General features: G+C 61.5%; 20 protein-coding genes and 2 pseudogenes. 14 read left to right on the forward strand and 8 right to left on the reverse strand.

Annotated features, from left to right (window positions below):
• The first annotated feature begins 276 nt into the window (after positions 1-276).
• Positions 277-1377 (forward strand): glycine-betaine demethylase subunit GbcB, encoded by a 1101-nt coding sequence (gbcB, locus tag HX805_RS04345; RefSeq protein ID WP_003216947.1) that lies wholly within the window; start codon positions 277-279, stop codon positions 1375-1377.
• A gap of 323 nt (positions 1378-1700) precedes the next feature.
• On the opposite strand, the pseudogene HX805_RS32285 reads toward gbcB, so the two are convergent.
• From HX805_RS32285 to HX805_RS04360, 4 genes and pseudogenes are all read right to left on the reverse strand, one after another.
• Positions 1701-1775: pseudogene (locus HX805_RS32285) on the reverse strand (transposase); the annotation flags it as partial.
• 139 nt (positions 1776-1914) lie between these two features.
• The gene (locus HX805_RS04350) at positions 1915-2448 is read right to left on the reverse strand and encodes a hypothetical protein (RefSeq protein ID WP_008434329.1); all 534 of its coding nucleotides are present in this window, start codon (positions 2446-2448) and stop codon (positions 1915-1917) included.
• Between the two features lie 88 nt (positions 2449-2536).
• Positions 2537-2737 carry a hypothetical protein gene (locus tag HX805_RS04355; RefSeq protein ID WP_177080646.1) on the reverse strand — a complete coding sequence of 67 codons (201 nt, stop codon included), beginning with the start codon at positions 2735-2737 and terminating at the stop codon, positions 2537-2539.
• Between the two features lie 182 nt (positions 2738-2919).
• The gene (locus HX805_RS04360; protein ID WP_087694760.1) at positions 2920-3960 is read right to left on the reverse strand and encodes a low specificity L-threonine aldolase; all 1041 of its coding nucleotides are present in this window, start codon (positions 3958-3960) and stop codon (positions 2920-2922) included.
• A gap of 90 nt (positions 3961-4050) precedes the next feature.
• Here HX805_RS04360 and HX805_RS04365 point away from each other — a divergent pair, with 90 nt between their 5' ends.
• The 9 genes and pseudogenes from HX805_RS04365 (at position 4051) to fdhA (ending at position 14034) form a co-directional block, all read left to right on the forward strand.
• Complete coding sequence (locus HX805_RS04365) at positions 4051-4779, forward strand: TraX family protein (RefSeq protein WP_177080647.1); 729 nt, start codon at positions 4051-4053, stop codon at positions 4777-4779.
• Positions 4780-4797: 18 nt separating this feature from the next.
• Positions 4798-4884 (forward strand): annotated as a pseudogene (locus tag HX805_RS32290) (outer membrane lipoprotein carrier protein LolA); the annotation flags it as partial.
• 154 nt (positions 4885-5038) lie between these two features.
• Entirely contained in the window at positions 5039-6292 is a 1254-nt protein-coding gene (gene glyA / locus HX805_RS04370; RefSeq protein ID WP_008434333.1) for a serine hydroxymethyltransferase, read from the forward strand.
• A gap of 22 nt (positions 6293-6314) precedes the next feature.
• Entirely contained in the window at positions 6315-7565 is a 1251-nt protein-coding gene (locus HX805_RS04375; RefSeq protein WP_003209185.1) for a sarcosine oxidase subunit beta, read from the forward strand.
• A gap of 15 nt (positions 7566-7580) precedes the next feature.
• Positions 7581-7883, forward strand: a complete 303-nt coding sequence (locus HX805_RS04380; RefSeq protein ID WP_003209187.1) for a sarcosine oxidase subunit delta — start codon at positions 7581-7583, stop codon at positions 7881-7883.
• Positions 7880-10897, forward strand: a complete 3018-nt coding sequence (locus HX805_RS04385) for a sarcosine oxidase subunit alpha (protein ID WP_177116629.1) — start codon at positions 7880-7882, stop codon at positions 10895-10897. Before HX805_RS04380 ends, HX805_RS04385 begins: the two co-directional genes overlap by 4 nt.
• A gap of 132 nt (positions 10898-11029) precedes the next feature.
• A complete protein-coding gene (locus HX805_RS04390) occupies positions 11030-11662 on the forward strand; it encodes a sarcosine oxidase subunit gamma (RefSeq protein ID WP_102604381.1) in 633 nt (210 codons plus the stop codon).
• A gap of 120 nt (positions 11663-11782) precedes the next feature.
• Positions 11783-12640, forward strand: coding sequence for a formyltetrahydrofolate deformylase (gene purU, locus HX805_RS04395; RefSeq protein WP_003209192.1), 858 nt, complete (start codon positions 11783-11785; stop codon positions 12638-12640).
• A 194-nt stretch (positions 12641-12834) separates the two neighbouring features.
• A complete protein-coding gene (gene fdhA / locus HX805_RS04400; protein ID WP_003209194.1) occupies positions 12835-14034 on the forward strand; it encodes a formaldehyde dehydrogenase, glutathione-independent in 1200 nt (399 codons plus the stop codon).
• Positions 14035-14099: 65 nt separating this feature from the next.
• On the opposite strand, the gene HX805_RS04405 is transcribed toward fdhA, so the two are convergent.
• The 3 genes from HX805_RS04405 to HX805_RS04415 all read right to left on the reverse strand — a co-directional run bounded on the left by HX805_RS04405 (position 14100) and on the right by HX805_RS04415 (position 15952).
• A complete protein-coding gene (locus tag HX805_RS04405) occupies positions 14100-14558 on the reverse strand; it encodes an anti-sigma factor domain-containing protein (RefSeq protein ID WP_177046484.1) in 459 nt (152 codons plus the stop codon).
• An 84-nt stretch (positions 14559-14642) separates the two neighbouring features.
• A complete protein-coding gene (locus HX805_RS04410; protein WP_008434341.1) occupies positions 14643-15320 on the reverse strand; it encodes an anti-sigma factor domain-containing protein in 678 nt (225 codons plus the stop codon).
• Positions 15317-15952, reverse strand: a complete 636-nt coding sequence (locus tag HX805_RS04415) for a sigma-70 family RNA polymerase sigma factor (RefSeq protein ID WP_177116630.1) — start codon at positions 15950-15952, stop codon at positions 15317-15319. Before HX805_RS04415 ends, HX805_RS04410 begins: the two co-directional genes overlap by 4 nt.
• A gap of 153 nt (positions 15953-16105) precedes the next feature.
• Here HX805_RS04415 and HX805_RS04420 point away from each other — a divergent pair, with 153 nt between their 5' ends.
• Entirely contained in the window at positions 16106-16675 is a 570-nt protein-coding gene (locus HX805_RS04420) for a DUF2780 domain-containing protein (RefSeq protein ID WP_003209203.1), read from the forward strand.
• Here the strand turns inward: HX805_RS04420 and HX805_RS04425 are convergent.
• Entirely contained in the window at positions 16672-17559 is an 888-nt protein-coding gene (locus HX805_RS04425) for an acyltransferase (protein WP_102370059.1), read from the reverse strand. The two genes, HX805_RS04420 and HX805_RS04425, sit on opposite strands and share 4 nt — an antisense overlap.
• A 173-nt stretch (positions 17560-17732) precedes the next feature.
• Between HX805_RS04425 and HX805_RS04430 the strand changes: the two genes are divergently transcribed.
• From HX805_RS04430 to creC, 3 genes are read left to right on the forward strand one after another with little or no spacing between them, the layout of a single operon-like run.
• Entirely contained in the window at positions 17733-18233 is a 501-nt protein-coding gene (locus HX805_RS04430) for an ATP-dependent zinc protease (RefSeq protein WP_003209205.1), read from the forward strand.
• A 9-nt stretch (positions 18234-18242) separates the two neighbouring features.
• Entirely contained in the window at positions 18243-18911 is a 669-nt protein-coding gene (gene creB / locus HX805_RS04435; protein WP_003209207.1) for a two-component system response regulator CreB, read from the forward strand.
• Positions 18911-20350 (forward strand): two-component system sensor histidine kinase CreC, encoded by a 1440-nt coding sequence (gene creC / locus HX805_RS04440; RefSeq protein ID WP_177116631.1) that lies wholly within the window; start codon positions 18911-18913, stop codon positions 20348-20350. Before creB ends, creC begins: the two co-directional genes overlap by 1 nt.
• The last annotated feature ends 33 nt before the right edge of the window (positions 20351-20383 follow it).

Genomic DNA, 20383 nt, shown 5'->3' on the forward strand with positions numbered 1-20383 from the left:
TGTGTCCTCATGGCCATTCTGTGTGGCCGGCGAATAGTGGCTAGGTTTTGCAGCAAGGCGTAAAGAAAGCGTCTTTGTTGGGAGCGAGTGTGGGCCCCACAACGGCCAGAACCTTATCCATGAACGACATGGCCCACTCTGTTCCCGACGCGCAACCCCCGTGGTATGGGGGCTGGTCGCGATAAGTATGTGAATGTCGCAGATAGGTAAATGGGTGATTCGCGCGTTACGCAGAATCGCCACCATAAGGCCGATCACACGGCTATGGAGAACAGCATGTCCAACAGCTTCCTGAACCCGGTAACAACCCAGACCTGGGCCAATGGTCGGCACATCGTCCGTTGCGTCAAAGTCATCCAGGAAACCTGGGACGTGCGCACCTTCTGCTTTATGGCCGACCAGCCGATCCTGTTCTTTTTCAAGCCCGGGCAGTTCGTCACCCTGGAGCTGGAAATCGACGGCCAGCCGATCATGCGTTCGTACACTATTTCCAGTTCGCCGTCGGTGCCTTACAGCTTTTCGGTGACCATCAAGCGCGTGCCGGGCGGCAAGGTGTCCAACTGGTTGCATGACACGCTGCACGAAGGCCAGGAGCTGGCGGTGCACGGGCCGGTGGGGCTGTTCAATGCCATCGACTTCCCGAGCCCGAAAGTGCTGTACCTCAGTGGTGGTGTCGGTATTACCCCGGTGATGTCCATGGCGCGCTGGTTCTACGACACCAACGCCAACGTCGACATGACGTTTATCCACAGCGCCCGCTCGCCAAAGGACATCATTTACCACCGCGAGCTGGAGCATATGGCGTCGCGGATTGATAACTTCAGCCTGCACCTGATTTGCGAGAAACACGGCCTGGGTGAACCCTGGGCCGGTTATCGCGGTTACCTGAACCACAAGATGCTCGAACTGATGGTGCCGGACTTCCTGGAGCGGGAAGTCTTCTGTTGCGGCCCGACGCCTTACATGAACGCGGTAAAGCGCCTGCTGGAAGCCGCCGGCTTCGACATGGCGCGTTATCACGAAGAATCCTTCGGCGCGACGCCACCGGAAGCCCGGGCCGACGCGGTGGAGCAAGCCGAACAAGCGGCGGATGCGCCGGAAATCGACCTGGCGGACCTGCATCAGGTGGAATTCATTGCCTCTGGCAAGAGCATCCGCGTGGCACCGGGCGAGACCGTGCACGCAGCGGCGGCCAAGCTTGGCCTGCTGATTCCGAAAGCTTGCGGCATGGGGATCTGTGGGACGTGCAAGGTGCTGAAGCTGGGCGGGGAGGTCGAGATGGACCACAACGGCGGGATCACCGAGGAAGACGAAGCCGAGGGTTACATCCTGTCGTGCTGCAGCGTGCCGAAGGGTGATGTGCGCATCGAGTTCTAATGATCGTTCCCACGCTCCGCGTGGGAATGCCTCCTTGGACGCTCCGTGTCCCGTCCCGCTGTGTGACGCGGAGCGTCACGGGCTGCGTTCCCACGCAGAGCGTGGGAACGATCAGGCCCAGCGCTGAATCTCGATCAGGCCGTCCGGTCCTGCATAGTTACGGACGTTGGAATACCGCCAGCTCGGCCAAGTCCACACAACCCCGCTTCACAGGAATCGATCGTTCCCACGCTCCGCGTGGGAATGCCTCCTTGGACGCTCTGCGTCCCGCTGTGTGACGCGGAGCGTCACGGGTTGCATTCCCACGCAGAGCGTGGGAACGATCAGGCCCAGCGTTGAATTTCAATCAGGCTATCCTGTCCCGCATAGTTGCGGGCGCTGGAATACCGCCAGTGCTCGGCCAAGTCCACACAACCCCGCTTCACAGGAATCGATCGTTCCCACGCTCCGCGTGGGAATGCCTCCTTGGACGCTCTGCGTCCCGCTGTGTGACGCGGAGCGTCACGGGCTGCATTCCCACGCAGAGCGTGGGAACGATCAGGCCCAGCGCTGAATTTCAATCAGGCCATCCTGTCCTGCATAGTTGCGGGCGCTGGAATACCGCCAGTGCTCGGCCAAGTCCACATAACCACGCTTCACAGGGTTGTGGTGAATGTAATCAAGCTTTTGGCGCATCACCGCTTCGCTGTACACCAACTCGGCGTGTGACCCCTCTTGCCATAGCTGATAAATCCGGTCCGTTTTATGCGCCCGTTTGCTGAAACGCAAACGCTGCAACACTCGCTCCGCTCCTCGTTTCTGCAGGTCGTCAATGATGGTTCGAGCGGTGAAGGATTTGAACTGGCTGACACATTTACCCAGGTCAGGTGCTTGAGCGACGAAGTGCAGATGGTTTTCGAGAACGACGTAGCCGTAGAGATTGAAATGTTCGTGGGTTTGTTGATATCGCCAGCAACTCAATAGGTGGCCGACAAGGTAGTCGCGGGTAAATAGCGGTGTCCATTCCATGACAGTGCATGTCAGGAAGTGTGGTTTTTCAGGTTCGGTAATGGTGTAGCGGCTTCTGCCCATCAATTCGTCCTTGAACCGTGGTGTGGCCTGGACGCGGAGCGTCCGGGGAGGCGTTCCCACGCAGAGCGTGGGAACGATCAGTTAGAGGTTATTGGGCATAGATATGCACGACGAAGTGCTGGCCGGATGCTGTCAGTTCATAGATCTTGTCAGTGATCCGCAATGTCCTCGTCGGTTCGCTGATGGTGTCACCGATTTTCGCGGATTTTCTGAATTCGTCCCAGTCGATGACGGTGGTGCTGATAGTGCCTTCGCCTAGCAAGTTGTTTCCGTAGCGTTGCGCTTCCATGGTATTGCCCTCTGCTGGATTTCCGTTTCCGGCCGATTATTCGGCTGGCGGTTAGTCCCGAAAGGCGGCCTTTTCCTTCCGGGTTCCAAGAGGCTAGTCAATGAAAACGGAGTTTGTTGCTGTCAGAAATATCAAAAAACAGTCTCGGCCTTTCGCCATTATCTGAGGCGCTGATGCCTACTTCAGGCGCTCATTACTTCCCGAATATCTGCGGCTAATTCTCTGACGCGCTCTTCTTCGGTATCCCACGCGCACATGAACCGCGCGCCGCCTTTACCGATGAAGGTGTAGAAGCGCCAGCCCTTGGCCGTCAGCGCGGCAATTGCCGGTTCCGAGAGTTGCAGGAACACGCCGTTGGCCTGTACCGGGAACATCAACTCCACACCCGGAATATCCGCCACCAGGTTGCTGAGCAATTGTGCACAGTGGTTGGCGTGGCGGGCGTGTTTGAGCCAGGCGTCGTTTTCCAGCAGGCCCACCCACGGGGCGGAGAGGAAGCGCATCTTTGAGGCAAGCTGCCCGGCTTGTTTGCAGCGGTAGTCGAAGTCTTCGGCCAGCTTGTGGTTGAAGAACAGGATCGCTTCACCCACGGCCATGCCGTTCTTGGTGCCACCAAAGCACAGCACGTCGACCCCGGCTTTCCAGGTCAGGTCGGCCGGCGAGCAGCCGAGGAATGCGCAGGCGTTGGAGAACCGTGCGCCGTCCATGTGCAGGTTCAACCCCAGTTCCTTGCAGGTGACGCTGATGGCGCGGATTTCTTCCGGGGTGTAGACGCTGCCGACTTCGGTGGCCTGGGTCAGGGTCACGACGCGGGGTTTCGGGTAGTGAATGTCCTGGCGCTTGAGGGCGATCTCGCGGATCGACTCCGGGGTCAGCTTGCCGTTTTCGGTGCGGGCGGTGAGCAGCTTGGAGCCGTTGGAGAAAAACTCCGGCGCGCCGCATTCGTCGGTTTCGACGTGGGCGGTTTCCGAGCAGATCACGCTATGGTAGCTCTGGCACAAGGAGGACAGCGCCAGGGAGTTGGCTGCGGTACCGTTGAAGGCGAAGAACACTTCGCAGTCGGTTTCGAACAGTTTGCGGAAACCGTCGGCGGCGCGGTGGGTCCATTCATCATCGCCATAGGCGCGTTGATGGCCCTGGTTGGCGAGTTCCATGGCGGCCCAGGCTTCCGGGCAGATGCCGGAATAGTTGTCGCTGGCGAATTGTTGGCTCTTGTCGGTCATGGCCCAGTCCTGTGGTCGATGTTGGTGCGCACTTTACCCAAGATTGTCGGGCGGGCGCACGCACTGTTAATGCAAAGTCATTGGGGAATTATGCACGGTTCTGAAAGCGTTCCTGTAAGCCGCGTCCGCGATGGCGCCCTGGACCTGCTCAAGTGGCTGGCGCTGCTGAGTATGGTGCTGGACCACCTGCGGTATGTCGGTTTGAGCCTGGACGGGCTGTATGTGCCGGGGCGCCTGGCGTTCCCGTGGTTTTGCCTGGCGATCGCGGCGAATTTGCATCGGGTCAAGGACGCGCCGGTGACGGGGCAGTGGCGCTATCTGGGCTGGTTGCTGCTGTTCAGTGTGATCAGTGAGGTGCCGTACCGGATGTTCATCGACGACGCCGACACGCTGAACGTACTGCCGACCCTGGCGCTGGGTTTGCTGGTTGCCCGGGGATGGCAGCAGAAGACGGTTATTGATCGAGGATTGGCGTTGATCGCGCTGGTTTTGGCGGGGTTGTTTTCGGCGCAGTTGATGTTCGGTTTTTTTGGTGTACTGCTGCCGTTGGCGATGCTGCTGGTGTTTCGCCGGCCGTGGTACTTCAGCGTGCTGCCGGGTGTGGTGTGCCTGGCTGCCAATCAATGGCAGGTCCTGCTCAATAGCGGCACGCTGGTGGCGATGCTGGGATTGGCGACATGCCTGATTGCGCCGCTGGCCGGATTGGTCTTGTTGCGACATGCCGGGCAGGTATCGCCACCGGCCATGCGGCGCTGGGCGTATGCGCTTTATCCGGCGCATTTCCTGCTGCTGCTACTCCTTCGAAAGATCATCGCCTAACCCCTTGTAGGAGCGAGCTTGCTCGCGAAAAACGTCAACGATTACGAGGGCTGTCTGGATGCGCGCGGCGCCCTCAGGTTTTTCGCGAGCAAGCTCGCTCCTACAAATGCCGGGGGCCATGTCGTAAACGCACCTTTGCGTGGCGTCCATAGGCATTTGACCTCTCTGCGCCAGCCCTACCATCGCATCAAAGGGCCCCTCCGTCGTGCGGCGGCCCCAACAATACGATTGGCGCACCGCCGCCGCTGGGAGAGACGCGATGTTCAGCAAGCAAGACCAGATCCAGGGTTATGACGATGCACTGCTGGCGGCCATGAATGCCGAGGAGCAGCGCCAGGAAGATCATATCGAGCTGATCGCGTCAGAGAACTACACCAGCAAGCGTGTCATGGAAGCCCAGGGCAGCGGCCTCACCAACAAGTACGCCGAAGGTTACCCGGGCAAGCGCTACTACGGCGGCTGCGAACATGTGGACAAGGTTGAAGTGCTGGCCATCGAGCGCGCCAAGCAACTGTTCGGCGCCGACTATGCCAACGTGCAGCCGCACTCCGGTTCGTCCGCCAACAGTGCGGTGTACCTGGCGCTGTTGAACGCCGGCGACACCATCCTCGGCATGAGCCTGGCCCACGGCGGCCACCTGACCCACGGCGCCAAAGTGTCGTCCTCGGGCAAGCTGTACAACGCGGTGCAATACGGCATCGACACCAACACCGGGTTGATCGACTACGACGAGGTCGAGCGCCTGGCCGTGGAGCACAAGCCGAAGATGATCGTGGCGGGTTTTTCCGCCTACTCCAAGACCCTGGATTTCCCGCGCTTTCGCCAGATCGCCGACAAGGTCGGTGCGCTGCTGTTCGTCGACATGGCCCACGTCGCCGGCCTGGTAGCCGCCGGTCTGTACCCGAACCCGCTGCCCTACGCCGATGTGGTCACCACCACCACCCACAAGACCCTGCGCGGTCCACGTGGCGGGTTGATCCTGGCCAAGTCCAACGAAGAAATTGAAAAGAAACTCAACTCTGCGGTATTCCCGGGCGCCCAGGGCGGCCCGCTGATGCACGTGATCGCCGGCAAGGCGGTGTGCTTCAAGGAAGCCCAGGAACCAGGTTTCAAGGCCTATCAACAGCAAGTGATCGACAACGCCCAGGCCATGGCCGGCGTGTTTATCAAACGCGGCTACGATGTAGTGTCCGGCGGCACCGATAACCACCTGTTCCTGGTCAGCCTGATCCGTCAGGGCCTCACCGGCAAAGATGCGGACGCCGCCCTCGGTCGCGCTCACATCACCGTCAACAAGAACGCCGTGCCCAACGACCCGCAGTCGCCGTTCGTGACCTCGGGCCTGCGTATCGGCACGCCGGCGGTGACCACACGCGGCTTCAAAGTGACCCAATGCCTGGAGTTGGCCGGCTGGATCTGCGACATCCTCGACAACCTCGGCGACGCCGATGTGGAGGCCAACGTCGCCAAGCATGTGGCCGCCCTGTGCGCTGATTTCCCGGTTTATCGCTGAGCGCGGTTTTGGAGTAATGACTATGCAACGCTACTCGGGCTTCGGCCTCTTCAAGCACTCACTCAGCCACCACGAAAACTGGCAGAAAATGTGGCGCACGCCCACCCCTAAAAAGGTCTACGACGTGGTCATCGTCGGCGGCGGCGGGCATGGTCTGGCGACGGCTTACTACCTGGCCAAGGAGCACGGCATCACTAACGTGGCGGTGGTCGAGAAAGGCTGGCTGGGCGGCGGTAACACCGCGCGCAACACCACCATCGTGCGGTCCAACTACCTGTGGGACGAGTCGGCGCACCTGTACGAACACGCGATGAAACTCTGGGAAGGTTTGTCCCAGGATTTGAACTACAACGTGATGTTCTCCCAGCGTGGCGTCTACAACCTGTGCCACACCCTGCAGGACATCCGTGACTCCGAGCGTCGCGTCAGCGCCAACCGCCTGAACGGCGTGGACGGCGAGCTGCTTAACGCCAAACAAGTGGCCGATGAGATTCCGTACCTCGACTGCTCCAAGAACACTCGCTACCCGGTAATGGGCGCCACCGTGCAACGGCGCGGCGGCGTGGCCCGTCACGATGCCGTGGCCTGGGGCTTTGCCCGCGCCGCTGACGCACTGGGCGTGGACCTGATCCAGCAGACCGAAGTGATCGGTTTCCGCAAGGAAAACGGTGTGTGCATCGGCGTGGAAACCAACAAGGGGTTCATCGGCGCCAAGCGCGTCGGCGTAGTGACCGCCGGTAACTCCGGCCACATGGCATCCCTGGCGGGCTTCCGCCTGCCGATCGAATCCCACCCGCTGCAAGCACTGGTGTCAGAGCCGATCAAACCCATCATCGACAGCGTGATCATGTCCAACGCCGTGCACGGTTACATCAGCCAGTCCGACAAGGGCGACCTGGTGATCGGCGCCGGTATCGACGGCTACAACGGCTATGGCCAGCGCGGCTCGTACCCGGTGATCGAGCACACCATCCAGGCCATCGTAGAGATGTTCCCGGTGCTGTCCCGCGTGCGCATGAACCGCCAGTGGGGCGGCATCGTCGACACCACGCCGGATGCCTGCCCGATCATCTCCAAGACCCCGGTCCCGAACATGTTCTTCAACTGCGGTTGGGGCACCGGTGGTTTTAAAGCGACTCCAGGCTCAGGCAACGTATTTGCCGCCAGCCTCGCCAAGGGTGAAATGCACCCGTTGGCCGCTCCTTTCTCCATCGACCGTTTCCACAACGGTGCGCTGATCGACGAACACGGCGCCGCGGCCGTCGCCCACTAACAGGAGAAATTCCCTATGTTGCATATCTTCTGTCCTCACTGTGGCGAACTGCGCTCCGAAGAGGAATTCCACGCCTCCGGCCAAGCGCACATCCCGCGCCCACTGGACCCGAACACCTGCACCGACGAGGAGTGGGGCGACTACATGTTCTTTCGCGACAACCCGCGCGGCCTGCACCACGAACTGTGGATTCACGCTGCCGGTTGCCGCCAGTATTTCAACGCGACCCGCGACACCGTGACCTACGAAATTCTTGAAACCTACAAGATAGGCACCAAGCCGCAATTCACCGCCAAGGCTTCTGGAGAGAAGGTATGAGCCAGATCAATCGCCTGTCCAACGGTGGCCGGATCGACCGCAACAAAGCCCTGAGCTTCACCTTCAACGGCCAGAGCTACAAAGGCTTTGAAGGCGACACATTGGCCGCTGCGCTGCTGGCCAACGGCGTCGACATCATCGGTCGCAGCTTCAAGTATTCCCGCCCGCGCGGCATCTTCGCCGCCGGTGCCGAAGAGCCGAACGCGGTGCTGCAGATCGGCGCCACCGAAGCCACGCAAATCCCCAACGTGCGCGCCACGCAACAGGCGCTGTACCAGGGTTTGGTCGCCACCAGCACCAACGGCTGGCCGAGCGTGAACAACGACATGATGGGCATTCTCGGCAAGGTCGGCGGCAAGCTGATGCCGCCGGGTTTCTACTACAAAACCTTCATGTACCCGCAATCGTTCTGGATGACTTACGAGAAGTACATCCGTAAGGCAGCCGGTCTTGGCCGCTCGCCGACCGAGAACGATCCGGACACCTACGACTACATGAACCGTCATTGCGACGTGCTGATTGTGGGCGCGGGCCCTGCCGGCCTGGCGGCTGCGTTGGCCGCCGCCCGCAGTGGCGCCCGGGTGATCATCGCGGACGAGCAGGAAGAATTCGGCGGCTCCCTGCTGGACTCCCGCGAAAGCCTCGATGGCAAGCCTGCGGCCGAGTGGGTTGCCAGTGTGATTGCTGAACTCAAGGCCCTACCGGACGTGGTGCTGCTGCCTCGCGCCACCGTCAACGGTTACCACGACCATAACTTCCTGACCATTCACGAACGCCTCACCGACCACCTCGGTGACCGTGCACCGATTGGCCAGGTGCGTCAGCGTATCCACCGGGTTCGCGCCAAGCGCGTGGTGTTGGCCACTGGTGCGTGCGAGCGTCCGCTGGTGTACGGCAACAACGACGTACCGGGCAACATGCTGGCGGGAGCGGTCTCCACTTACGTGCGTCGCTACGGCGTGGCACCGGGCAAGAAGCTGGTGCTGTCCACCAACAACGATCACGCCTACCGCGTGGCGCTGGACTGGTTCGACGCCGGCCTCAGCGTTGTCGCCGTAGCCGATGCCCGCCACAACCCACGGGGCGCGCTGGTTGAAGAGGCGCGTGCCAAAGGCATTCGCATCCTCACCGGCAGCGCCGTGATCGAGGCCCGTGGCAGCAAGCACGTCACTGGTGCCCGTGTTGCGGCCATCGATGTCAAAGCTCATAAAGTCACCAGCCCCGGCGAGTGGCTGGAGTGCGACCTGGTCGCCAGCTCCGGCGGCTACAGCCCGGTGGTCCACCTGGCCTCGCACCTGGGCGGCAAGCCGACCTGGCGTGAAGACATCCTCGGTTTTGTACCGGGCGAAGCACCGCAGAAACGCGTGTGCGTCGGTGGCATCAATGGCGTCTACGGCCTCGGCGATTCCCTGGCCGACGGTTTTGAAGGTGGCGTGCGCGCTGCCAGCGAAGCCGGGTTTGCGCCGGTGGAAGGTACGCTGCCCAAAGCCTTGAGCCGTCTGGAAGAACCGACCCTGGCGCTGTTCCAGGTACCTCACGAGAAAGCTACCGCACGGGCGCCGAAGCAATTTGTCGACCTGCAGAATGACGTCACCGCGGCCGCCATCGAACTCGCCACCCGCGAGGGTTTCGAGTCGGTGGAGCACGTCAAGCGCTACACCGCACTGGGATTCGGCACTGACCAGGGCAAGCTCGGCAACGTCAACGGCCTGGCCATCGCGGCCCGTTCGCTGAATGTGACCATCCCGCAGATGGGCACTACCATGTTCCGTCCCAACTACACGCCGGTAACCTTCGGCGCGGTAGCAGGCCGGCACTGTGGGCACATCTTCGAGCCGGTGCGCTACACCGCGCTGCAAGCCTGGCACGTGAAAAACGGCGCCGAGTTTGAGGACGTCGGCCAGTGGAAACGCCCATGGTATTTCCCGCGCAACGGTGAAGACCTGCACGCCGCGGTGAAGCGCGAATGCCTGGCCGTGCGTGACAGCGTCGGCCTGCTGGACGCGTCCACCCTCGGCAAGATCGACATCCAAGGCCCGGATGCCCGCGAGTTCCTCAACCGCATCTACAGCAACGCCTGGACCAAGCTCGACGTGGGCAAGGCCCGCTACGGCCTGATGTGCAAGGAAGACGGCATGGTCTTCGACGACGGCGTGACTGCCTGCCTCGCCGACAACCACTTCCTGATGACCACCACCACCGGCGGCGCAGCACGCGTACTCCAGTGGCTGGAAATCTACCAGCAGACCGAATGGCCGGACCTCAAGGTGTACTTCACCTCGGTCACCGACCACTGGGCAACCATGACCTTGTCCGGCCCCAACAGCCGCAAACTGCTGAGCGAAGTCACCGACATCGACCTGGACAAGGACGGCTTCCCGTTCATGACCTGGAAAGAAGGCCTGGTTGGCGGCGTGCCGGCGCGGGTGTTCCGGATTTCGTTTACCGGTGAGCTGTCGTACGAAGTCAACGTGCAGGCCGACTACGCCATGGGCGTGCTCGAGAAAATCGTCGAGGCCGGCAAGCAGTACAACCTGACGCCTTATGGCACCGAAACCATGCACGTGCTGCGGGCCGAGAAGGGTTTCATCATCGTCGGCCAGGATACCGACGGCTCGATGACCCCGGACGACCTGAACATGGGCTGGTGTGTAGGCCGTACCAAACCGTTCTCGTGGATTGGCTGGCGCGGGATGAATCGCGAAGACTGTGTGCGTGAAGACCGCAAGCAGCTTGTCGGACTCAAGCCGATTGACCCGAACGTGTGGCTGCCGGAAGGCGCGCAACTGGTGTTCGACACCAAGCAGACGATCCCGATGAAGATGGTCGGCCATGTCACCTCCAGTTATGCCCACAACTCCCTCGGTTATTCGTTTGCCATGGGCGTGGTGAAGGGCGGCTTGAAGCGCATCGGCGAGCGGGTGTTTGCACCGCTGGCGGATGGCAGCGTGATCGAGGCGGAGATTGTTTCTTCGGTGTTCTTTGATCCTAAAGGCGACCGCCAGAACATCTGACACCTGATCGTTCCCACGCTCCGCGTGGGAATGCATCCCGGGGCGCTCTGCGCCCCAAGAGCGGACGCAGAGCGTCCATGGCGGCATTCCCACGCAGAGCGTGGGAACGATCAAATTCAACACAGGTGCTTTATGACAGCAGCCAATGTTTACCAACAACGCCCCACCTCCGGAGCCAAGGCCGAGTCGTCGCTGCACCATGCCGACCTCGCCAGCCTGGTAGGCAAGGGCCGCAAGAATGCCGGCGTGACCGTGCGTGAAAAGAAACTGCTGGGCCACCTGACCATTCGTGGCGATGGCCATGACGCAGCCTTCGCCGCCGGTGTGCACAAAGCCTTGGGTATCGAATTGCCCGGTGCCCTGCAAGTCATCGTCAAGGGTGAGACCAGCCTGCAATGGCTCGGTCCGGATGAGTGGTTGCTGGTAGTGCCAGGCGGTGAGGAATTCGCCGCCGAGAAAAGCTTGCGTGAGGCGCTGGGTGATTTGCATATCCAGGTCGTCAACGTCAGCGGCGGCCAGCAGATTCTCGAACTCAGCGGCCCCAACGTGCGCGATGTGCTGATGAAATCCACCAGCTACGACGTGCACCCCAACAGCTTCCCGGTGGGCAAGGCGGTGGGCACGGTGTTCGCCAAGTCGCAATTGGTGATTCGCCATACTGCTGAAGACACCTGGGAGCTGGTGATTCGTCGCAGCTTCTCGGATTACTGGTGGCTGTGGTTGCAGGATGCGGCGGCTGAGTATGGTTTAAGCGTCCAGGCCTGATCGTTCCCACGCTCCGCGTGGGAATGCATCCCGGGACGCTCCGCGTCCCAAGAGCGGACGCAGAGCGTCCATTGCGGCGTTCCCACGCAGAGCGTTGGAACGATCAAGGAGTCACGAATAATGAGCCGCGTACCCGATACATGGATTTTGACCGCCGACTGCCCCAGCGTGCTCGGCACGGTGGACGCGGTCACTCGCTACCTGTTCGAGCAGGGCTGCTACGTCACTGAGCACCACTCCTTCGATGACCGGCTCTCGGGCCGGTTCTTCATCCGCGTGGAGTTCCGCCAGCCCGATGGTTTCGACGAACAAGCCTTCCGCGATGGCCTGGCCACCCGTGGCGAAGCCTTCGGCATGATCTTCGAACTGACCGCGCCGAACTACCGGCCGAAAGTGGTGATCATGGTCTCCAAGGCCGATCACTGCCTCAACGATTTGCTCTACCGCCAGCGCATCGGCCAACTGTCGATGGACGTGGTCGCCGTAGTCTCCAACCACCCGGACCTCAAGCCCCTGGCCGACTGGCACCAGATTCCCTATTACCACTTTCCCCTGGACCCCAACGACAAGCCGTCGCAGGAGCGCCAGGTGTGGCAGGTGATCGAAGAGTCCGGCGCCGAGCTGGTGATTCTTGCGCGCTACATGCAAGTGCTGTCGCCGGAGCTGTGCCGCAAGCTTGACGGTAAAGCCATCAACATCCACCACTCCCTGCTGCCCGGTTTCAAGGGCGCCAAGCCGTATCACCAGGCTTACAACAAGGGGGTGAAACTGGTGGGCGCCACTGCGCATTACATCAATAACGATTTGGACGAAGGCCCGATCATCGCCCAGGGCGTGGAGGTGGTGGACCACAGTCACTATCCGGAAGATTTGATTGCCAAGGGACGGGATATCGAAGGCCTGACCCTGGCCCGGGCCGTGGGGTATCACATTGAGCGGCGGGTGTTCTTGAACGCCAATCGGACAGTGGTGCTCTGATGGACGCCTTCGCGAGCAAGCCCGCTCCCACATTCGACCGCATTTCAAAGGTAGGACTCGGTCAACTGTGGGAGCGGGCTTGCTCGCGAAGAGGCCCTTACTAACAACGCAAAAACAGCATCTGTACCCGAGCACTTAAACGCGCTGCCTGCCTGGGCAACGCGGTTCCATAAAAACAACAGCGAGGTGAAAGCATGTCTGGTAATCGTGGTGTCGTGTATCTCGGCAACGGCAAGGTCGAAGTACAGAAAATCGACTATCCCAAAATGCAGGACCCCCGTGGCAGGAAGATTGAGCACGGCGTCATCCTGCGCGTGGTCTCCACCAACATCTGCGGCTCCGACCAACACATGGTGCGCGGCCGCACCACTGCCCAGACCGGCCTGGTCCTGGGCCACGAAATCACCGGCGAAGTGATCGAGAAGGGCAGCGACGTCGAGAACCTGAAGATCGGCGACCTGGTGTCGGTGCCGTTCAACGTCGCATGCGGCCGTTGCCGTTCCTGCAAAGAGCAGCACACCGGCGTGTGCCTGACCGTCAACCCGGCCCGTGCCGGTGGCGCCTACGGCTATGTCGACATGGGCGACTGGACTGGCGGCCAGGCCGAATACGTGCTGGTGCCTTACGCCGACTTCAACCTGTTGAAACTGCCGGACCGCGACAAGGCCATGGAGAAAATCCGCGACCTGACCTGCCTCTCCGACATCCTGCCCACCGGCTACCACGGCGCAGTCACTGCGGGCGTTGGCCCGGGCAGCACGGTCTACATCGCCGGTGCCGGTCCGGTAGGCCTGGCGGCTGCCGCTTCCGCTCGCCTGCTGGGCGCTGCGGTGGTGATCATCGGTGACGTCAACCCGATCCGCCTGGCCCACGCCAAGGCCCAGGGTTTTGAAATTGCCGACCTGTCGAAAGACACCCCGCTGCACGAACAGATCGCTGCGTTGCTGGGCGAGCCGGAAGTGGATTGCGCCGTCGATGCCGTGGGTTTCGAAGCGCGTGGCCATGGTCATGAAGGGGCCAAGGCAGAGGCTCCGGCCACCGTGCTCAACTCGTTGATGGGCGTGGTGCGGGTGGCTGGCAAAATCGGTATTCCGGGCCTGTACGTCACCGAAGACCCGGGTGCCGTGGATGCCGCTGCAAAAATGGGCAGCCTGAGCATTCGTTTTGGCCTGGGCTGGGCCAAGTCCCACAGCTTCCACACCGGGCAAACCCCTGTGATGAAGTACAACCGCCAACTGATGCAGGCGATCATGTGGGACCGTATCAACATTGCCGACATCGTCGGTGTGGAAGTCATCAGCCTGGATGACGCGCCACGCGGGTACGGCGAGTTCGATGCGGGCGTGCCGAAGAAGTTTGTGATTGATCCGCACAAGTTGTTCAGCGCGGCTTAAATCGCGGGCAAATAAAAAGGCGACCTCAGGGTCGCCTTTTTTGCATCTGCGGTTGGGTGGGAGAATCAGCGAATCGCCAAAGCCCCCTGATACACCGTTGGCCCCGTCGGCTGCTTGCTCACCGAGCCGCCCTTGGTTTCCGAACTGACCATCAGTGTCACCGGTTTACTGATTGACTCCTGCTGGCGAGGGTTGATGCCGATAATGCCTTTGCCGTCTTCCGGCAGCAGGCCCAGCGACACTGGCGTGCCGTCAGCCGGGACGGCCCACAGTTCCAGGCTTTGATCCGGAGCCGGTGCGGTGGCGGCAATCGGCTGCACTTCGAGGTAATCCTTGTGGGCCACGATTTGCGTGGCCGGTTGCTGGGTGGTGTTCACCAGCAATGCGGCAGCCTTGACGCTGTCCTGGGTGTAGAGGGCGCCGCCGACGCCGGCGACTACCACCAAACACGCGCCGATGAACAGGCGTGGGCGGTTCCAGAATGAAGGCTTGTGCTCAATCACTTGGGGGTTGATCGCAGTCATTAGGCTCTTCCTGACATGTTTTGTAGTCTTTCATGGACCCGGTTAACGGCGATCGGTTCCTCATCCGTCGTATTGAGCCTCGGATCAGAGTGATGCCAATTGGCCCTGATACAGCACCGGCCCGGTGGGTTGTCCGGTCGGCGAGCCCCCCTGAGGCTCAAGGCTCACTGCCAGGGTCAGCGGCGCCGTCAGCAGCGCCTGGTGTTCTTTGCTCAACTGGATTCGGCCGTTACCCGACACCGGCAACAACCCCAGGGAGATGGGTTTGCCGCCTGCCGGGATTGCCCACAGTTCCAACGCGCGGGCCGGCTCCACGGCGGCCAGGGTCAGCGGTTCCACTTGCAGATGATCCGCATAGGCCTGGATCTTCAGCGCGGGCTGTTGATTGGCCGCCACCAGCGTGGCGTTGTACTCCACCCCAAGGTCGCGCTGGTACAACACGCCCACCAACACCGCGATCACCACCCCGCACGCCGCTACCAGCAAGCGCAGGTTCATCCAGAACGGTTTCTTCGCCGGCATATGCAGCACTTGCGGCTCAATGCGCGCCTTGATCCCTTCCCATACGTGGTCCGGCACCGGCCGTTCAGGCAGCGGCCCGGTGAGGCTGGCGAGGGCATCCTGCCAGTGCCCGAGTTCGACGCGCAGCGCCGCGTCATCCCGCAGCAGCGCTTCAAAGCGCCGGCGGGCGGTGGCAGGCATCAGCCCGATGGCGTAGTCAGCCGCCAGGGCGCGGCGCAGGGCGGTGGTCTGGTAGTTCATGATTCAAGGCACCTGCGCAAGCGCTCCATGCCGCGGCGAATCCAGGATTTGACCGAGCCCAGGGGCGCGGCCAGATGTTCGGCCAATTCCGAGCACGACAAGCCCTGGAAGTAAGCCACGGTGATCGATTGACGCTGCATGCCTTCGAGGCTGTCGAGGCAGCGGTTCAGGGCGAGGGCTTCACGCTCGCTGTCGAGCTGTTCATGGGCGCTGGGGCTTTCGTCGGCCGTGGCGTCCTCCTGGCCTTCGCTCAAGGGTTGTTCGCGGTGTTTGCGCAACTGGTCGATCGCCAGGTTGCGGGTGATATTGACCATCCAGGTCATGGGCGCCGACAGATGGGCCTCATAGCGTGAGGCGTTGTACCAGATGCGCACGAAGCTTTCCTGCAACACCTCCTCGGCCAGATCCTTGCGACCCATGAAACGCAAGGCAACACCATGCAAACGCGGGGAAACGCTGCGATAGAGCGTTTCGAACGCCTGGCGATTACCCAGTGAACACTGGGCCAGCAATTGCCGTAGCTGATCTGCATCGTGGGTCGAAATAGGGCTTCTCCAGGCGCTTGCAACAGAGCGATGGGACGGCGCACGGTAAAGAGGGCAGGCTGAGGTTAGTCCAGCTTGGGCATTCATTCCATCTACCTCCGTGCGGCTCGTGGTGGATATACGCAGCGCAAGGCGCATCGGATGCAGTGGTTTTCTGAACTAATCTGCAGGGAGGGAACAATCCTTCGGCGTACCCAGTCAAACTCCTGCTTTTTGCGCTTACTTTCAGAGGTTGTCTTGATGAAGATTTCACGCGGTTTTGCCCTGTCCTGCCTGTTGACCGTGGCGGCCAGCCCGGTATTTGCGGCAGGTTTCAGCCTCGGCGACGTGGCCAATGCCGTGTCCGGTGCACAAGGTGGCGACAAGGCAGCAGCGGCTGCACCCACTTCACAGACCGCTGGTCTGCTGCAGGCACTGACCTCGCAATTGAACGTGACCCCTGAGCAGGCCGTTGGTGGTACCGGCGCAATGCTGGGCCTGGCCAAGAATAAATTGGGCGGCGGTGATTACTCGCAACTGACCAAAAGCGTACCGGGCCTGGACAAGCTCTCCGGCAGCAACTCCCTGGGCAGCCTCGGCGCCCTGAGCGGCATGCTCGGCCAGAGCGGCGGCAGCAAGACCTCGGGCCTGGACGGCGTGTTGGGTAACGTGAAGAACACCAACGACCTGAACACCGCGTTCAGCGCGCTGGGCATGGACAGTGGGATGGTGGGCCAGTTTGCGCCGGTTATCCTGAAATACCTGGGCGGCCAGGGCGCCAGCGAATCGGTGCTGGGCAAACTGGCTTCGGCCTGGGGCACTGGCGGCTAAGACCGCTCCGCGCGCAGTTGGGCGATGCGCGCATCCTTCTCCATCCAGAGCTGGTTGACCCAGTTCTGGACGGTCTGGCGAAACGCCGGATCGTTCTCGTAATCCCCCTGCCACAACGCCGGATCCAGCTCTCGGGTACGGATATCCACGATCACCTTCGGCACCGCACCACTGATTAAGTCCCAGAAGCCCGGAATGTTTTCCTGTGGATAAACCACGGTGACGTCGAGCACCGCATCCAGCTGTTCACCCAACGCCGCGAGCACGAACGCCACGCCACCCGCCTTGGGCTTGAGCAGGCGCTCGAAGGGTGAAGCCTGCTGTTTGCGCTTGGCCGGGGTGAACCGCGTGCCTTCCAGGTAATTCACCACGGTGACCGGCTGGCGCTTGAACAACTCGCAGGCCTCTTTGGTGATTTTCAGGTCCTGGCCTGCCAGTTCCGGGTGTTTGGCCAGGAATGCCTTGCTGTAGCGCTTCATGAACGGGTAATCGAGTGCCCACCAGGCCAGGCCCAGGAAGGGTACCCAGATCAGTTCCTTTTTCAGGAAGAACTTGAAGAACGGCGTGCGCCGGTTGAGGGCCTGGATCAGTGCGGGGATGTCGACCCAGGATTGATGGTTGCTGATCACCAGATAAGAAGTGTCACCCCGCAGGTCGCCGCCGCCGCGAATGTCCCATTGGGTAGGGATGCACAGGGCGAAGATCAGCTTGTCGATCTCGGCCCAGGTTTCGGCGATCCACATGACGGCCCAGGACGCATAGTCACGAAAGCGACCGGGGGCCACCAGCTTGAGCAGGGCAAACACCATCAGCGGCCCGAACAGCACCAGGGTGTTGAGCAACAGCAGCAATGTGACGAAACAGCCGGTGAGCAGGCGGCGCATAAGTAACTCTTGGAATCATTTTTGGCCCGCCATGATAAGCAGCTTGGGCCTGGAGACCAAATCGCAAATAAGCTTACGAATGTTTCACAGCGGGCTGGGTATGCTCTGTGATCTAACTAAGCAGCGAATTTGCAGTCTAGAATTGGCCCACTTATTTCAAGGAAACCTCCTACGTGAAATCCATCCTTGCCCTGCTAACGCTGGTGGCCTTGCCTGTCATGGCCGCCGAGCCGACCCTTTACGGTCGCTACGAATACATCCAACTGCCGGAAATCGGTGAGACCTTCAAGGCCAAGATGGACACCGGCGCGCTGACCGCCTCGCTGTCGGCCCGGGACATCGAGACCTTCACCCGTGATGGCGACGACTGGGTACGCTTCCGCCTCGGCGGCAAGGACGCCACCAACAAGGTGTACGAGCACAAGGTTTCGCGCATCAGCAAAATCAAGAGCCGCGCCGACGAAGATGACGACAAGGACGAAGCCACCGTGGCCAAGCGCCCGGTGATCGACCTGGAAATGTGCCTGGGCAACGTCAAGCGCACCGTCGAGGTCAACCTCACCGACCGCAGCAGCTTCAACTACCCGCTGCTGATCGGCGCCAAGGCCCTGCGTGAATTCGGCGCTGCGGTAAACCCGGCCCGCCGTTACACTGCGGACAAACCGGACTGCTGACGGAACACCATGGCGCACATCCTGATTGTCGAAGACGAAGCGGCTATCGCTGACACGCTGATTTTCGCCCTGCAAGGCGAGGGCTTCACCACCACCTGGTTGAGCCTCGGCCAGGCGGCGCTGGCCCATCAGCGGCAAACCCCGGCGGACCTGGTCATCCTCGACATCGGCCTGCCGGACATCACCGGCTTTGAAACCTGCAAGCAACTGCGGCGTTTCAGCGAAGTACCGGTGATGTTCCTCAGCGCCCGGGACGGTGAGATCGACCGCGTGGTGGGTCTTGAGATCGGCGCTGACGACTATGTAGTCAAGCCGTTCAGCCCGCGGGAAGTGGCAGCGCGGGTACGGGCCATTCTCAAGCGCGTGGGCCCCGGTGCTGCTCCGGCGGTGTTCCAGGTGGACCTGGAGCGCATGCAGATCAGTTATCGCGGCCAGCCCCTGAGCCTCACTCGCCATGAATTCCGTCTTCTGCACAGCCTTTTGGAGCAACCCGAGCGCGTGTTCAGCCGCGAGCAACTGCTGGATGCGGTGGGCGTGGCGGCGGACGCAGGCTACGAGCGCAATATCGACAGCCACATCAAAAGCGTGCGCAGCAAATTGCGCGCGGTGGCGCCCGAGGCGGAGCCCATCCAGACCCATCGCGGCCTTGGCTACAGCTACAGCCCGGGCAACAGCTGATGCGCCTGGGGATTCGGTTCTTCCTGGTGTACGCATTGTTTATCGGCCTGACAGGCTACTTCGTACTCAGCACCGTGATGAAGGAAATCCGCCCCGGCGTGCGCCAGTCCACCGAGGAAACCCTGGTGGACACCGCCAACCTGCTGGCGGAAATCCTGCGCGACGATGTGAAGAACGGCACCCTCGGCCAGAGCCACTGGCCCGAACTGCTCAAGGCCTACGGTGAGCGTCAGCCCGGCGCGAATATCTGGGGCCTGCCGAAAAACCAGGTCAACCACCGCATCTACGTCACCGACGCCAAGGGCATCGTGTTGCTGGACTCCACCGGCGAGGCGGTGGGCGAGGACTATTCGAAGTGGAACGACGTGTACCTGACCCTGCGCGGCGAATACGGTGCGCGCTCGACCCGCAGCGAACTGGACGACCCTGCCTCATCGGTGATGCACGTCGGCGCGCCGATCCGCGATAGCGGGCAGATCATCGGCGTGGTCACTGTGGCCAAGCCCAACAGTTCACTGCAACCCTATGTGGACCGCACCGAAGACCGGCTGCTGTGGTACGGCGCCGGGCTGGTCGCCCTGGGCTTGCTGTTTGGTGCGCTGTTGTCGTGGTGGTTGAGTGTCGCACTGCGCCGGCTGACGGCGTATGCCCAGGCGGTGAGTGAAGGCCGGCGTGCCGAGTTGCCGCACTATCGCGGCGGTGAACTGGAGCAGTTGTCCACCGCCGTGGAACACATGCGCACCCAGCTGGAAGGCAAGGCGTACGTCGAACGTTATGTGCACACCCTGACCCACGAATTGAAAAGCCCGCTGGCGGCGATTCGTGGTGCGGCGGAGCTGTTGCAGGGCGACATGTCCCGTGACCAGCAGCAGCGTTTCGTGAGCAATATCGACAGTGAAAGTGCGCGCTTGCAGCAGTTGATCGAACGCCTGCTGAACCTGGCGCAGGTGGAGCAGCGCCAGGGCCTTGAGGACCAGGCCAGCCTGTCCTTGGCGGCGCTGGTGGACGAAGTGCTCAGAGCTCAATGTGCGCGCATTGAAGGCGCCGGGTTGCAGGTCGAGCAGGCGATTGACGCGGATCTGCAGGTGTACGGCGAGCCGTTCCTGCTGCGCCAGGCACTGGGTAACCTGCTGGAAAACGCACTGGATTTCACACCGCCCGGTGGCACATTGCGGTTCAGCGCCAAGGCCTTGGATGACGGGATCGAATTCACCCTGTTCAACCAGGCCGAAGCCATTCCCGAGTACGCGTTGCCGCGCCTGAGCGAGCGCTTCTATTCCCTGCCGCGCCCGGCCAGCGGGCGCAAGAGCACCGGCCTTGGGCTGAATTTTGTCGAAGAGGTGATGAAGCTGCACGGCGGCTCATTGCAGATCGGCAACGTGCCCGGCGGCGTGCAGGTAAAACTGCATCTCCACACAGTCTCCACATTCCCTTCATAAATCCCCCTTAAGCGCCCGCCAGACTCTCCCCCA

The organism is Pseudomonas sp. G5001 (assembly GCF_013385475.1).
In the GTDB taxonomy this organism is placed as follows: domain Bacteria; phylum Pseudomonadota; class Gammaproteobacteria; order Pseudomonadales; family Pseudomonadaceae; genus Aquipseudomonas.

Coding starts and splice junctions, on each gene's coding strand:
- HX805_RS04390 (WP_102604381.1), top strand. CDS start 11,030: ATGACAGCAGCCAATGTTTACCAACAACGCCCCACCTCCGGAGCCAAG.
- HX805_RS04375 (WP_003209185.1), top strand. CDS start 6,315: ATGCAACGCTACTCGGGCTTCGGCCTCTTCAAGCACTCACTCAGCCAC.
- HX805_RS04415 (WP_177116630.1), bottom strand. CDS start 15,952: ATGAATGCCCAAGCTGGACTAACCTCAGCCTGCCCTCTTTACCGTGCG.
- HX805_RS04380 (WP_003209187.1), top strand. CDS start 7,581: ATGTTGCATATCTTCTGTCCTCACTGTGGCGAACTGCGCTCCGAAGAG.
- HX805_RS04385 (WP_177116629.1), top strand. CDS start 7,880: ATGAGCCAGATCAATCGCCTGTCCAACGGTGGCCGGATCGACCGCAAC.
- HX805_RS04420 (WP_003209203.1), top strand. CDS start 16,106: ATGAAGATTTCACGCGGTTTTGCCCTGTCCTGCCTGTTGACCGTGGCG.
- HX805_RS04365 (WP_177080647.1), top strand. CDS start 4,051: ATGCACGGTTCTGAAAGCGTTCCTGTAAGCCGCGTCCGCGATGGCGCC.
- glyA (WP_008434333.1), top strand. CDS start 5,039: ATGTTCAGCAAGCAAGACCAGATCCAGGGTTATGACGATGCACTGCTG.
- purU (WP_003209192.1), top strand. CDS start 11,783: ATGAGCCGCGTACCCGATACATGGATTTTGACCGCCGACTGCCCCAGC.
- gbcB (WP_003216947.1), top strand. CDS start 277: ATGTCCAACAGCTTCCTGAACCCGGTAACAACCCAGACCTGGGCCAAT.
- HX805_RS04350 (WP_008434329.1), bottom strand. CDS start 2,448: ATGGGCAGAAGCCGCTACACCATTACCGAACCTGAAAAACCACACTTC.
- fdhA (WP_003209194.1), top strand. CDS start 12,835: ATGTCTGGTAATCGTGGTGTCGTGTATCTCGGCAACGGCAAGGTCGAA.
- HX805_RS04425 (WP_102370059.1), bottom strand. CDS start 17,559: ATGCGCCGCCTGCTCACCGGCTGTTTCGTCACATTGCTGCTGTTGCTC.
- HX805_RS04405 (WP_177046484.1), bottom strand. CDS start 14,558: ATGACTGCGATCAACCCCCAAGTGATTGAGCACAAGCCTTCATTCTGG.
- HX805_RS04355 (WP_177080646.1), bottom strand. CDS start 2,737: ATGGAAGCGCAACGCTACGGAAACAACTTGCTAGGCGAAGGCACTATC.
- creB (WP_003209207.1), top strand. CDS start 18,243: ATGGCGCACATCCTGATTGTCGAAGACGAAGCGGCTATCGCTGACACG.
- creC (WP_177116631.1), top strand. CDS start 18,911: ATGCGCCTGGGGATTCGGTTCTTCCTGGTGTACGCATTGTTTATCGGC.
- HX805_RS04360 (WP_087694760.1), bottom strand. CDS start 3,960: ATGACCGACAAGAGCCAACAATTCGCCAGCGACAACTATTCCGGCATC.
- HX805_RS04410 (WP_008434341.1), bottom strand. CDS start 15,320: ATGAACTACCAGACCACCGCCCTGCGCCGCGCCCTGGCGGCTGACTAC.